This is a genomic window from Streptomyces sp. NPDC047130 (assembly GCF_040643475.1).
Taxonomy (GTDB): domain Bacteria; phylum Actinomycetota; class Actinomycetes; order Streptomycetales; family Streptomycetaceae; genus Streptomyces.
On record NZ_JBEYUK010000029.1, the window covers coordinates 39,891 to 53,012 of the forward strand.

General features: G+C 75.9%; 12 protein-coding genes. 4 read left to right on the forward strand and 8 right to left on the reverse strand.

What is annotated here, in order from left to right; all coding sequences use genetic code 11:
* Positions 1-115 precede the first annotated feature (115 nt).
* Positions 116-1,369: a phytase gene (locus ABZ836_RS26245; protein ID WP_361146168.1), complete on the forward strand. Its 1,254-nt coding sequence runs from the start codon at positions 116-118 to the stop codon at positions 1,367-1,369.
* Positions 1,370-1,537: 168 nt separating this feature from the next.
* On the opposite strand, the gene ABZ836_RS26250 is transcribed toward ABZ836_RS26245, so the two are convergent.
* From ABZ836_RS26250 to ABZ836_RS26265, 4 genes are all read right to left on the reverse strand, one after another.
* Positions 1,538-2,428, reverse strand: a complete 891-nt coding sequence (locus ABZ836_RS26250) for an SDR family NAD(P)-dependent oxidoreductase (protein ID WP_361146091.1) — start codon at positions 2,426-2,428, stop codon at positions 1,538-1,540.
* Between the two features lie 183 nt (positions 2,429-2,611).
* On the reverse strand, positions 2,612-3,469 hold the full coding sequence (gene bla, locus ABZ836_RS26255) for a class A beta-lactamase (protein WP_361146171.1): 858 nt from the start codon (positions 3,467-3,469) through the stop codon (positions 2,612-2,614).
* A 242-nt stretch (positions 3,470-3,711) separates the two neighbouring features.
* On the reverse strand, positions 3,712-4,644 hold the full coding sequence (locus ABZ836_RS26260) for an NAD(P)/FAD-dependent oxidoreductase (protein WP_361146094.1): 933 nt from the start codon (positions 4,642-4,644) through the stop codon (positions 3,712-3,714).
* Between the two features lie 53 nt (positions 4,645-4,697).
* The gene (locus tag ABZ836_RS26265; RefSeq protein WP_361146096.1) at positions 4,698-5,639 is read right to left on the reverse strand and encodes a class I SAM-dependent methyltransferase; all 942 of its coding nucleotides are present in this window, start codon (positions 5,637-5,639) and stop codon (positions 4,698-4,700) included.
* Positions 5,640-5,688: 49 nt separating this feature from the next.
* Between ABZ836_RS26265 and ABZ836_RS26270 the strand changes: the two genes are divergently transcribed.
* Entirely contained in the window at positions 5,689-6,279 is a 591-nt protein-coding gene (locus tag ABZ836_RS26270) for an XRE family transcriptional regulator (protein ID WP_356132063.1), read from the forward strand.
* A 3-nt stretch (positions 6,280-6,282) separates the two neighbouring features.
* Here ABZ836_RS26270 and ABZ836_RS26275 read toward each other — a convergent pair whose 3' ends face one another.
* Positions 6,283-7,152: an alpha/beta hydrolase gene (locus ABZ836_RS26275; RefSeq protein ID WP_361146100.1), complete on the reverse strand. Its 870-nt coding sequence runs from the start codon at positions 7,150-7,152 to the stop codon at positions 6,283-6,285.
* A gap of 108 nt (positions 7,153-7,260) precedes the next feature.
* Between ABZ836_RS26275 and ABZ836_RS26280 the strand changes: the two genes are divergently transcribed.
* A complete protein-coding gene (locus tag ABZ836_RS26280; RefSeq protein WP_361146103.1) occupies positions 7,261-7,740 on the forward strand; it encodes a VOC family protein in 480 nt (159 codons plus the stop codon).
* On the opposite strand, the gene ABZ836_RS26285 is transcribed toward ABZ836_RS26280, so the two are convergent.
* Positions 7,635-8,129: a hypothetical protein gene (locus ABZ836_RS26285; protein ID WP_361146106.1), complete on the reverse strand. Its 495-nt coding sequence runs from the start codon at positions 8,127-8,129 to the stop codon at positions 7,635-7,637. The two genes, ABZ836_RS26280 and ABZ836_RS26285, sit on opposite strands and share 106 nt — an antisense overlap.
* Positions 8,130-8,253: 124 nt before the next feature.
* Between ABZ836_RS26285 and ABZ836_RS26290 the strand changes: the two genes are divergently transcribed.
* Positions 8,254-9,789: an alpha/beta hydrolase gene (locus tag ABZ836_RS26290; RefSeq protein ID WP_361146109.1), complete on the forward strand. Its 1,536-nt coding sequence runs from the start codon at positions 8,254-8,256 to the stop codon at positions 9,787-9,789.
* Between the two features lie 66 nt (positions 9,790-9,855).
* On the opposite strand, the gene ABZ836_RS26295 is transcribed toward ABZ836_RS26290, so the two are convergent.
* Both ABZ836_RS26295 and ABZ836_RS26300 read right to left on the reverse strand, forming a co-directional pair.
* A complete protein-coding gene (locus ABZ836_RS26295) occupies positions 9,856-12,522 on the reverse strand; it encodes a SpoIIE family protein phosphatase (protein WP_361146112.1) in 2,667 nt (888 codons plus the stop codon).
* 88 nt (positions 12,523-12,610) lie between these two features.
* On the reverse strand, positions 12,611-13,114 hold the full coding sequence (locus ABZ836_RS26300) for an FBP domain-containing protein (RefSeq protein ID WP_361146115.1): 504 nt from the start codon (positions 13,112-13,114) through the stop codon (positions 12,611-12,613).
* Positions 13,115-13,122 lie beyond the last annotated feature (8 nt).

The following is a 13,122-nucleotide window of genomic DNA, read 5'->3' on the forward strand; positions in this document are numbered from 1 at the left end:
GTCCGTCCGGACGTCGACCCCTGTGAACCGGGAGCCAGTTGTGACGACCAGCAGCAGACCGCGCATCCTCTCCGCCGCTTCCCTGGCCGCCGCCGTGGCGGTGGTGGCAGCCACGCTGGGCGCGGCCCCGGCCGCCGGAGCGGACGGCAGGTCCGGCGGCGAGCTGCCCGGGGTGGCGCCCCGCGCGCAGACCCCGGCGGTCTTCGACGACGAGGAGGGCGGCAACGCCGACGCCGACGACCCGGCGATCTGGCGGAACGCGGCCGACCCGGACCGCAGCCTGGTGATCACGGCGGTGAAGGAGGGCGGGCTGCGGGTCTACGACCTCGACGCCCGTGAGGTGCAGGCCGTCGCGGCCCCTCCGGCGCCCTCCCCCTCGGACGCCCCCGGCCGCTTCAACAACGTGGACCTGGTGCACGGCCTGCGGCTGTCGTCGGGCCGGGCGGACCTGGCCGTGACCAGCGACCGGGGCGGCGACCGGCTGCGCATCCACCGGATCGACGGTGACGCCGCCGGCGCCCCGCTGACCGATGTCACCGACCCCGCGGCCCCGCGCATCTTCACCGACTCGCAGGAGGAGGTGAACGAGGGGCGCACCGCCTACGGGCTCGCCGCGTACACCGACCGGCGTTCGGGCCGCTCCTACGCCGTGGTCAGCCGCGCCGGCACCACCGAGCTGGCGCTGCTGGAGCTGACCGCCACCGGCTCCGGCACGGTCGGCTACCGCACGGTCCGCACCCTGTCCCTGCCCGCCGGCTTCCGCCTGCCCGACGGGAGTGCCTGGTCCCCGTGCGGGGAGCCCGGCGAACTGCCGCAGGTGGAGGGCATGGTGGTGGACCCGGCCACCGGCACGCTCTACGCCGGCCAGGAGGACGTGGGCGTCTGGCGGCTGTCCGCCGACCTGCGCGGCAAGCCGGAACTCGTCGACAGGGTGCGGGAGTTCGGCGTGCCCGCCCGGTACGACGAGGTGAGCGACGAGTGCCTGCCGAGCGGTGCGGACCCCGGCTTCGGCGGCGCCCGCCTCGCCGCCGACGTGGAGGGCCTGACGCTGCTGCCCGGCCGCGCGGGCGGCCCCGCGAGGCTGCTCGCCTCCAGTCAGGGCGACGACAGCTTCGCCGTGTACGACCGCGGCCGGTACGCGGGCGGTTTCCGCGTGGTGGCGGCCTCCGGGGACGAGGCCCTGGACGGCGTCGAGGAGTGCGACGGCGCGGCCGTGCTGGACGCCCCGCTGGGCAGCCGTTACCCGCACGGCCTGCTGGTGGTGCAGGACGGCCATGTCTCGCCGGAGGACGAGGAGCGGGAGGCCACCGGCTTCGCGTTCGTCGACCTCGCCGACGTCCGGGCGGCCCTGGGCCACCGGCGTCACTGACCGGGTACGGGATCGTGGCCGGGCGGGGTCAGCACGGGCCGGGACCCCGCCCGGTCACCGCGCGGGGCCCGCACGGGCGCTGCGCGGGGCCCGCACGGGCGCTGCGCGGGCCCGGCCCGGACTCTGCGCGGGCCCGGCCCGACCCGGGCCCTGCACCGGCCGCGCGGCCTACGCGGGTCCGCGACCGGGCCTGTCCTCGCCCGCACCCGGGTCGCCCGAATCCGGTTCGCCCGAACCCGGGTCGCCCGTGCCCGGTTCCGCCATCTTCCGGTGGAAGAGCCCCTTCACCTTGTCCGGCATCACCTTCTGCACCGTGCCCTGGGCCTTGGTCTGGGCGGAGCCGGTGACCAGCTTCTTCCGGCCCTTGGTGACGGCCTCGAACGCCTGCCGGGCCACCTGGGCGGGGTCGTCCTTCTCCATGGTGCCGATCCTGGTGTCCTCCATGCCCGCGCGGCGGAAGAAGTCGGTGTCGGTGGGGCCGGGCATGAAGGAGGTGACAGTCACGCCGGTGTCCTTCACTTCCTCCTGGAGCGCCTGGGCGAAGGACTGCACGAAGGACTTCGAGGCGTTGTAGACGGACTGGAAGGAGCCGGGCGACAGGGAGGCGATGGACGAGGTGAAGAGCATCCGTCCCTCCCCGCGCTCTACCATCCGCCGCAGCAGCGGTTTGGCGAGCAGGACCGTGGAGGTCACGTTGAGGTCGATCACCTCGCGGTCGTCGTCCGGGTCGGTGTCGACGAAGGCGCCGCCGCTTCCGACGCCCGCGTTGAGTGCCGCCACGTCCACCGCGAACTCCCCGGCGACGGCCGCCACCCGGGCCACCGCCTCCGGGTCGCGGAGGTCGGCGCGGATCGCGCGCACGTCCGCGCCGCTCTCCCGCAGCCGTGCGGCGGCCTCCTCGACGGCCTCGTCCTCGGCGTTGATCAGCAGGTCGTAGCCGTGTTCGGCGAACTCCCGGGCGAGCTCGAAGCCGATGCCGCGGGAGGCGCCGGTGACCAGCGCGACCGGTCGGCGGCTTCCGGGTTCGCCGGGGGCGGGGGTGCTTGCGTGCGTGTTCATGGGAGCGGGGTAACCGTCCCGCCCGAGGTCATGCGCCGGCGGGGTTCTCCATGTCGGTGTCGTGCGCGGCGCGCAGGTCGTCGGCGCGCTGTCCATGGGACCCAGTGTGCCGCCGCCCGTCGGGGGCCGCGCGGGCCCCGCCGCCGGACGGGGTACGGCCGGGGGCCCGCGCTCCCGCGGGGGTCAGCGCAGGGCGTCCTTGAGGATCTCGGCCACGTCGGCGAGCAGTCTGTCGTCGCGGGTGGCGTCCCGGTCGGGCTTGGTGGTGAGGACGGCCATCACCAGGGGCGTGCCGTCCTCGGTCCACACGACGGCGACGTCGTTGAGCGAGCCGTAGGTGTCGGCGGCGCCGGTCTTGTCGGCGACCGTCCACTCCGGCGGCAGGCCGGCCCGAAGCCGCGTGTCTCCGGTCATGTTGCCCAGCAGCCAGGAGGTGAGCAGCTCCCGGTCGGCCCGCTCCAGCGCGCCGCCGAGCACCAGCCGGGCGTAGGTCTCCGCGATGGCGGCGGGCGTGGTGGTGTCGGTCTCGCGCCAGGGCTCGCCGGAGTTCAGCTCGGGCTCCCACCGGTCGAGCCGGGTCGCCGTGTCGCCGAGCGAGCGGGCGAAGCGGGTGATGCCGTGCGGGCCGCCGATCTGCCGCAGGAGCAGGTTGCCGGCGGTGTTGTCGCTGTACCGGATGGCCGCGTCGCACAGTTCCCGGATCGTCATGCCGGTGGCCAGGTTGGCGCGGCAGACGGCGGTGGGCTCGACGAGCTGGGCCTCGGTGTAGCGGATGCGCCGGTCGAGGAACGTGCCGTCGGTGTCGCGGTCGCGCAGGACCGCGGCGGCGGCGAGCGTCTTGAACACGGACAGCATGGGGAACCGCTCGTCGGCGCGGTGCCGGACGGTGACGCCGGTGGCCGTGTTCCGCGCGAGGACGCCCACGCGGGCGCCGTACCGGTCCTCGAGTCCGCGCAGGAGGGCCGACGGCGTCCCGGGGGCGTCGTCCGGGGGAGCGGGGGCGGGGGCGGCCGCGGCGGGGCCGGCGGCGAGCAGGGTCATCGTCGTCGCAGTGGCGGTCAGCAGGGTGCGGCGGGTGGGAGCCGACACAGTGCGGCGGGTGGGAGCCGACACAGTGCGGCGGGTGGGGGCCGACACAGTGCGGCGGGTGGGTCCGAAGGCAGGTGCGTCGGAAATCGCTCTCTCCGTTCCTCGGTGATCATCCATCCCTTGCCACGACGCCGCTCCCCCGCGCCTCGGTTCCCTCGCCCGCGCGGCCCGGCGCGGTGCCGCGCGCCGGCCCCTCAGGACGCCGTGACGAGGTCGGTGTTGAGGGCGGCGCCGGCCATCAGTCCGGCCGCGGAGGCGACGGTCACCATGGCCGCGAGGTCCGCGGCGTTGCCCGCCGCCCAGACGCCGTCGATCTCCGTCCGGCCCTGCGGATCCGCGGCGACGAAGGTCCCCAGCGGGTGCTCCGTGAGTGTGCCGCCCAGTTGCTCGTAGAGGTCGCCGCGGGCCAGGAAGCGGGGGCCGACGGCCACGGCGTCGGCCGCGATCTCCCGTCCGTCCGCCATGCGCACGCCGCGCAGGGCGCCGCCCTTGCCGTCGACCAGGCGCTCCACCGTCCCGTCCACCACGCGGATCCCGCGGGCGGCGAGCCGCGCGAACGTGTCGTCCTCGGGTTCCGGCATGGTGTGCCGCAGGAGGGTGACGTCCTCGCTGAGCTGACGGAACAGCTGGGCCTGGTGCGGCGCGTGCGGCCCGGTGGCGAGCACGGCGATCCGCCGGCCGCGGACCTCCCAGCCGTGGCAGTAGGGGCAGTGCAGCACGCTGCTCCCCCAGTGCTCCCGCACGCCCGGGACGTCGGGCAGTTCGTCGACGAGCCCGGTGGCCAGCAGCAGCCGGCGGGCGCGCACGGCGCCGCCGCCGGCCAGGGTGACGAGGAAGCCGTCGTCGGTGCGGCGGGCGGTCACGGCGCGGTCCTGGACGATGCGGGCCCCGTACCCCTCGGCCTCCCGGCGGCCTGCGGCCAGGAGTTCCAGGGGCGCGACGCCCTCCTGGCCGAGGACGTTGTGGGCGCCGGCGGCGGGTGCGTTCCTGGGCCGGCCGGCGTCCACCACGATCACCTCGCGCAGGGACCGGGACAGGACGACGGCCGCGCTCAGTCCGGCGGGTCCGCCGCCCACGACCAGGACGTCGGCGGTGGCTGTGGTGTCGTGCGGTTCGGCGGTGGTCATGGGTGTTCTCCTTCGTGTCGGTGCGGGGGGGTGGGGAGCGGGGGGTGGGGACGTCAGGGCCGGCGGGCGGCCCAGACCGTGCGTGCGGAGCGGGGGACGAGGTCGCGGCGGTGGCCGAGGTGGGCGGGGTCGCCGGGGGTGAGGAGACGGTCGAGGGCGGCGAGGTCGTCGGGGGCGAGCCGTTCCTCCAGGGCGACGCGGAACCGGCCGAGCACCTGCTGGGCGTAGTGGGCCGACTCCTCGCCCGCCGGGCCTTCCGCGGTGACGGTCCAGCGCTCGACGGGCCGGAACCCGGCCCGTTCCATGTCGTCCCGCCAGTCGGGGTGGGCGTTCCAGCCGGCCCGCGCCGCGATGTCCCGGCAGCGGTCCTCCAGGCCGGGGCGACCGGCCTCCGCGTCGGCCGGGAGGAACCGCGGCATGCCGTCGGACTCGACGACGACCAGCAGGCCGCCCGGCGCGATCGCCCCGTGCAGGTGCCGCAGCAGGGCCGCGGGGTCGGCGACGTGGTGCAGCGAGGAGGAGGCCCAGACGAGGTCGAGCGGGGCGAGGCCGGCGGGCAGGCCGGCGTCTAGGTCGGCCCGCAGGGTGCGCACCCTGTCGCCGAGCCCCGCCTCACGGGCCGCGGCCGTGACCCGGTCGAGCATCGCCGGCGACAGGTCCACGGCGGTCACCCGGGCCTCGGGGAAGTGCCGCGCCAGCGTGAGCGTTCCATACCCGGGTCCGCTGCCGAGGTCGGCGACGTTCCGGGGACGGGAGGGGCCGAGGGCGGTCACCGCGCGGGTCAGCGCCTCCTCCAGGGCCGGTCCGAAGGCGCGGGCCTCGAGTTCCAGCAGCCCGGCGTGGGCGGCGTCGCCCCCGTGGTCGTGGTGGTGCCCGTGGGCCGCGTCACCGCCGTGGTGGTGCGGGTGCTCGCCGTGCGGCTGCTCACCGTGCCGGTGGTGCGGGTCGGGGTGAGCATGGTGGGGGCCGTGGGCGGGTGCGTCGTGGTGCGTCATGCCGTCCACCGTAAGGCGGTCCATGCCTCATCGGCATACACTCTTGCTCATGACGCAAGAAGTCGACCTGGACGGTCTGATCAGGCAACGGATCCGCAGCCTGCGGCATGCCCGCGGCTGGTCCCTCGACGCCCTTGCGGTGCGGGCCCATCTCAGTCCGTCGAGTCTGAGCCGGATCGAGACCGGGCACCGCCGGATCTCGCTGGACCAGCTCGTCCCGATCGCGCGGGCGCTGGACACCACGCTGGACCAGCTGGTCGAGTCCCCGTCCGACGAGGACGTGGTGATCCGCCCGCAGCCGGCGCACACCCCAGGGATCACCCTGTGGCTGCTGTCCCGGGAGGCGTCCCTGCACGGGGTCACGGTCGCCAAGATGCGGATCTCGCCCGATCTCCCGTTCCGCCCCGACAGCCTGAAGGTGCACCCGGGCCACGAGTGGTTCACGGTGCTGTCCGGGACGGCCCGCCTGCACCTCGGCGACCGCACGATGCTGGTGCAGGCGGGCAACGCCGCGGAGTTCTCGACCATGACGCCCCATGCCATCCGGGCGCACGAGGGCCCGGTGGAGATCCTCACCATCTTCGACCACAACGGGGAGCGGTCCCACCTGCACGCCGGCGAGCACGGCGTGCAGCCGTGAGGCTCAGCCGCCGGGCGGGGCGAAGAAGTCGCCGAGCGCCGCGGCGAGGGCCTCCGGCGCCTCCTCGGCCATGTGGTGTCCGGAGTCGATGCCGTGACCGCGGGCGTCGTCGGCCCAGTCGCGCCAGATCTCCAGGGGATCGCCGTGGAGCTCCTCGAGGTCGTCGCGCAGCGACCAGAGGATCAGCGCCGGGCAGCGCACACGGCGCCCGGCCGCGCGGTCGGCCTCCTCGTGGGCCCGGTCGACGGTGAGCCCGGCGCGGTAGTCCTCCAGCATGGCCCGCACGACCTCCGGGCGGCGGACCGCCTCCAGCCGCTCGGAGTGGTTCTCCGCCCCCATGGCGTCGGGGTCGCCGCGGTACCAGGCGTCCGGGTCGGCGGTGATGACGCGTTCCGGGACGTCCGGCTGGGCGAAGAAGAACCAGTGCCACCACCGGGTGGCGAACTCGGCCCCGGCGCGGGCGAGATGCTCGCTGATCGGCAGGCAGTCCAGCAGCGCCACGCGGGTCACCGCGTCGGGGTGGTCGAGCGCCAGCCGCAGGGCGACGTACGAGCCGCGGTCGTGTCCGGCCACCAGGAACCGCTCGTGCCCCAACTCCCGCATCACCGTGACCAGATCACCGGCCATCGCCCGCTTGGAGTGGGCGCTGTGGTCGGGTGAGGGGGCCGGGCCGCGGGAGCGGCCGTAGCCCCGCAGGTCGGGGCAGACGACGGTGAAGCCGCGGTCCACCAGCAGTGGCGCGACCCGGTGCCAGGTCGCGGAGGTACGCGGGTGCCCGTGCAGCAGCAGGACGGGCGGCCCCTGCCCGCCGTGGCGCAGGAAGACCGAGGCGTCCCCGGTGTCGATCCGGGTCTCGGTGAAGTTCGCGAACATGCTGCCACCCTCCCGCCGTCGGCCGTCCTCCGGCGCGCAGCCGGGTACCCCGGCGTGCCGCGTCCGTGCCTCGCCGTCGCCGTCGGAGCCGGCGTCTACGGTGAACGCATGACCACGACACAGCAGTTGAGCCTGGTGACCCTGGGCGTGCGGGATCTGGGGACGAGTCGCCGCTTCTACAGCGAGGGGCTGGGCTGGAGTCCGCTGCTGGCGGCGGACGAGGTGGTGTTCTACCAGGTGGGCAAGGGCCTGGCACTGGGCCTGTTCGGCCTGGACGACCTGGGGGCCGACATCGGCCGTCCGGCCACCACCGGCACCCCGTTCACGCTGGCGTGCAACCTGGGCTCGGCCGCGGAGGTGGACGAGGCGATGGCCCGAGCGGCGAAGGCGGGGGCGGAGATCCTCAAGCCGGCCCGGCGGGCGGCCTTCGGCGGGTACCACGGCTACTTCGCCGACCCGGACGGCCACCGTTGGGAGGTCTGTCACAACCCCGGCTGGTCGGTGGCGGAGGACGGCACGGTCTCGCTCACCGCGGTGGAACCCGCGGACCCGGCGGCCGACCCGGCGGACCCGGCCTCCGCCGGGTAGACCTCCCGCCGGCGTGCCCGCTCGGCGCGGGCGAGCTCCGCGTCGTACGCGCCGGCGTCGAAGTGGTAGGCGGGCGGCGGCTGTTCCAGGGCGGGCGCCTCCCAGTCGGCCCACTCCACCACACCGCCGCAGCGCCACACCACGACGGACAGCCACCCGCAGCACCCGCCCGTGCAGGCGGGTTCGCCGAGCACGACCCGGCGCGGCTCCTCGGTGGCGCGCAACGGGGACGGGCGGCCGTCCGGCAGCAGGACGACGGCCGGCCGCCCCCGTCCGCCCGGACCCACCGCCTCCTCGATGGCCTCGGCCCCGTTGATCCACACCCGGACGGTGGGGACGGGGTACCGCGGGCCGGGCGGCAGGACGCCGATCCTCAGGTCGTCGAACACCGCAGCAGCCTACGCGGGGCCGGGTGCGGCCGAAAAAGCGCGGGTGGGCCCCGGACACCCGGCGGATCTTGAATGATGGCGTCGGCGGCCGTCCGGCCGCGGAGACCGAGCAGAGGGAGACTCCGTGATCCATCCGTTCGAGACGGGCGCCGACGCCGGGACCGGCTCCGCCGGATCGTCCCCCCTCCGGCAGCGGGCGCGCTCGGCCGCCGTCGTCGTCCGGCCGGGCGTGACGCTCGTGCACGACGACCTCGGGCCCGGGGACGGCGTGCCCGTGCTGCTGGTGCACGGGCACCCCTTCGACCGGGGCATGTGGCGCCCGCAGGCCGAGGCGCTGGTCGCGGCCGGGTACCGGGTGATCCTCCCGGACCTGCGCGGGTACGGCGCCGCCCCGGTCGCCCCGGGCGGGACGGCGTGGTCGGACTACGCGGAGGACCTGGCCGCGCTGCTGCGGCACCTGGAGGTGCCCCGGGCCGTGGTGGTGGGGCTCTCGATGGGCGGGCAGATCGCCATGGAGTTCCACCGGCTCCACCCGGCGCGCACGGCGGGCCTGGTGCTGGCCGACACCTCTCCGGTGGCCGAGACCGAGGAGGGCCGGCGCGTGCGGAACGCCCTGGCCGACCGGCTCCTCGCGGAGGGCATGGACGGGTACGCCGCCGAGGTGCTGGACCGCATGATCACGCCCCGCCATGTGACCGAACTGCCCGAGGTGGCCGCCCAGGTGACCGCCATGATGCGCGCCACCGTTCCGGCGGGCGCGGCGGCGGCGCTCCGGGCGCGGGCCGAACGCCCCGACTACCGGGCCTCGTTGGCCGACGCACGGGTTCCGGTGCTGCTCGTCGTGGGCGCGGAGGACACCTACACGCCCGTGGCGGAGGCGGAGGTGACCCACCGGCTGATCGACGGCTCCGTCCTGACCGTCGTGCCGGACGCGGGCCATCTGCCCAACCTGGAGCGGCCCGAACGGTTCAACGCCGCACTGCTGGCCTTCCTCGACGCCCACCGCGCGGAGTTCGCGCCGCCCCACCCGCTGCTGGCGCTGCTGCTGGACGCCGCCGAGGGCCGCTTCCCGGACGCCGACGGGGCGGTCACCGTCCTGCCCCGGCCGCCGTTCGGGCCGGAGTGCTCGGTCGCCCTCACCGGCCACGCGGTGGTCGCCACGTCGCTGCCCGCCGACCGGGTGCTCGGGCTGGGCCCCGACGGCTTCGGCGGGTCGCTCGCGCCGGACTTCCTGCGGGCCCTGGCGGGGCCTTCCGGGGTGGTCGGGACGATCGACGTCGTCCTGGTCGCCCGCGGCGCCGGCGGCCCGGCGGCCCGGCTGCGCCCGCTGTCCGGCCTGGACGAGCATCCCCGGGTGCGGCACGCCCGGCGGCTGCGGCGCTCGGTACGGGTCTTCGGCGATGCGCGCGGCCTGGTGACCCTGGCCGAAGGGCTCGCGGGACGCGCCGAGTTGAGCGTCGAACTGGCTCCGGGCGAGGAGCACGCCCGCGGCAGCGGCCGCTCCCTCGTGGCCGACGCGCTGACCCTGCTGCCGGTGAACGCGCCCGTGTTCGCCGCCGTGGCCCCCGGCAACGCGCGCTCGCTGCGCGCCTTCCTCGCCGCCGGGTTCGTCCCGCTGGGTTCCGAGACCCTGATCGAGCCGGCCCGCCCGGACGCCTGAGCCCACCAGGACGCCGGAGCCCGGCCCGCCCGGACGCCTGAGCCCGCCGGCCCGCCGTGTCGCGGCTCAGTCCGCCGGAGGCGGCGGTGGGACGGGGCGCAGGGCGAGCAGGGCGATGTCGTCGGCGCCGTCCGCGCCGAGGCGGATCAGCAGCTCGTCGCAGAACACGTCCAGCGGCTCGCGGGCGAGGTCGGCGGTGTGCCGCCGCAGCCGTTCCAGGGAGCTGCCCAGTCCCTCGTCCCGGCGCTCGATCAGTCCGTCGGTGTAGAGGAGCACGGTGGAGCGGGGCGGGAGGCGGACGGACGCGGCGGGCCGCGGCATGTCGATGCCGGTGCCGAGCATCAGGCCGACGCCGTCCTCCAGGTACCGGGTCCCGCCGTCCTCGGTGGTCAGCAGCGGGGGCAGGTGGCCGGCGGCGGCGTGGACGAAGTCCCAGGGGCCCTCCCGGGGTCCCCGGACCAGGCCGTAGACGCAGGTGGCGGTGGCCTCCCGGTAGAGGGTGTGGTTGGCGATGTCGAGCCGCCGCACCACCTCGCCGGGCGGTTCCTCCCGGTCGACGGCGATGCCCCGCAGCATGGAGCGCAGCTGGCTCATGGCGACGGCGGCCGCCAGGTCGTGGCCGGCCACGTCGCCGATGGTCACCGCGAGGTCGCCGCGGGGCAGCACGAAGCAGTCGTACCAGTCCCCGCCGACCTCCGCGGTGACGGAGGACGGCACGTACCGCGCGGCGACCTCCAGGTGCGGCATCCGCGGCAGGACCGGCAGCAGGGAGCGCTGGAGCTGCTCGGCGATGCCGCGGGTCTCGTCGTACAGACGGGCGTTGTCGACGGCCACCGCGACGCCGTGCGCCAGGTCGTCGGCGAACGCCAGGTCGGCCTCGGTGAACGGCCGCGCGGGGTCGGTGCGGGCCAGGGTGACGGCGCCGTGGACGTCGCGGCGGGCGCGGAGCGGGGCCACGACGGCGCTGTCGCCGCCCAGGGACTCGAAGAGGGCCCGGTGGCGGGCGTCGAACGGGCTTCCGATCTGGCCCGGCGGCTGCTCGGCCAGGCCGCCGGTGATCAGCAGGGGACCCGCTCCGCGCAGCACCCGGGCCAGCGGCCCGCGCGCGTCGGCGGTGAACGGCGGCAGGGCGCCCTCGAAGCCCTGGGCGGGGCGGTCGCCGCGGTCCCGCCGGACCACGCCCACCCGTTCACCGGTCCCCTCCGCGCCGAGCAGGTCGATCACGCACCAGTCGGCCAGCCGCACGGTGAGGATCCGGCACACCTCACGCAGCCCCTGGAAGAGGTCGGAGGTGTCGGTGACCGCGCGCCCGGTGTCCACGATCATCGCCAGCCGCTCCATGGCCTCGCCGACCACCGGTGTGGCTCCGGCGACCTGCCGTTCCGGAACCGGCGCGAGGACGGGCCGGACCTCCGGGCCGGCCGGCTGCTCCGCGTCGTCGAGGGCGCGGTCGCGGGCGGCGGGCGCCGACTCGCCGGTGCGGGGGATCAGGTGGGCGACGAAGGTGGTCAGGCCCTCGGGGGTCTGCTGCGTCTGGATGACCAGGCGGACGGGGATCTGCCGGCCGTCCCGGTGCAGCGCGGGCAGCGGGACCGACCGTCCCAGGATGCGGGCCCGGCCGGTGAACAGCAGGGAGGTGAAGGCCTTCACGTGCCGCTGCCGCAGGTGCTCGGGGATGATCGTGAGGAGTCTCCGCCCGACCAGCTCGTCCGGTTCCCAGCCCAGCAGCGCGGCGGCGGCGTCGTTGACCGCGACGATCCGGTTGTCCTCGTCGGCGGCGACGGTCGGGGTCCGGCCGGCCCGCACCTGGGCGGGGTCGAAGGGCACCGTCTCCAGGGGGCCGGGCTTGGGGTCGCGCGGGATCACCGTCCAGGCGGTCGGGTGCCCGCCCGCCAGTTGCCCGGCGATCTGGCCGAAGAGCCAGCTCCGCAGCGCCCGCACCGCGGGAAGGGCGGGGCGGGCCAGGAGCCGGCCGCTTCGGGCGGCCTCCTCGGCGCGGTCCAGCACCCGGTGCAGGACCAGGACGGACGGTGAGGCGTCCGCGGGGACCGAGAGGGTCAGGGAACTGGTTCCGCCCTCGGAGGGGGGCTGCTCGTCGAGGGCGGTGGTCACCCAGGAGCTGATCATGTGGTTGGCGTCGTTGGCGACGTGCAGGTCCTCCTGCCGGACGCCGAGGTCGTCGCCGGCGCAGGCGGCGAGCGTCAGCTCGCGCAGCAGTTCGTCCCGGTTGCGGTGGGAGGCCGCGTAGAGCGCGCGCGGCAGGTCGATCAGCGTCACGGTGCGCCGTGGCGCGGCGCTCGCCGCCGCGCTCCCCCAGCCGGACTCCTCCCGCGCGGTGCCCGGGGGGCCGATCTCGCACCAGACGGTCTTGCGGTCGGCGCCGGTCTCCACGCCGTACCGGGTGGCCAGCCGCTGGACGACGGTGAGGCCGTGGCCGGTCGCCGCGTACGGCTGGATCTCGTACTGCGGCATCGGTCCCAGCCCCGGCCGTTCGTCGGCCACCTTGATCTCCACCCGGTCGCCGCTGCGCCGCACGCCCACCTCGACGTCGGTGCGCGCGTGCAGGACGGCGTTGGCGACCAGTTCGCCGGCCAGGAGCTCGGCGTCCTCCGCCAGGAGCTGCGCGGCGGCGTCGCCCAGGGTGTGCCGCACGAATCTCCGGGCCTCGGCCACGCTCCGCAGGCGCGGGGCGAACCGGCGGACGATCGGCGCGTTCGGGGAGATCTCGGACATGGGTCCCAGTGTGGCCCGCGTCCGGCGACCGGCACGGCAGACACCGCCGAGGCGCGGCGTCCGGGCGGCCCGTCGGGCCACCGGGCGGTCAGACGGTGACCATCCGCAGGAAGGCGTCGAGGTTGTCCCGCATCCGGGCGATCTTGCCCTCGAGACCGATGCTCTCGTCGAAGCCGCGTCCCGCGGAGCTCTCCTTCTTCCCCCGGAGGTAGAGGGAGCAGGCCAGGTCGGAGCAGAGGTACTGGCCGACGGTGTTGCCCTGCCGGCCGGCCTCGCCGGTGCGGCGGGCGGACATGAGGACCACACCGCCGCGGACGTGGGTGGTCAGGCAGAGCGAGCAGAGCGACCGCGCGGTGAATCCGCGCGCGGGGCCCGCCGCCACCGCCCGGAGGGAGAGGCCGAGCAGGCCGCCGTCCTCGCGCTCGGTGACCAGGTACGCGCGGTCCGGCGCCCCGGGGTCGCGCCAGCCGAGGAAGTCGAGGTCGTCCCAGGGCGTATCGCCGAGGTCGCGGGGCAGGCCGAGGCGCTTGGCCTCGCCCTTGGAGCAGTTCACGAAGCTGGACCGGATGTCGGTGTCGGAGATCTGTCGCACGGCATCGA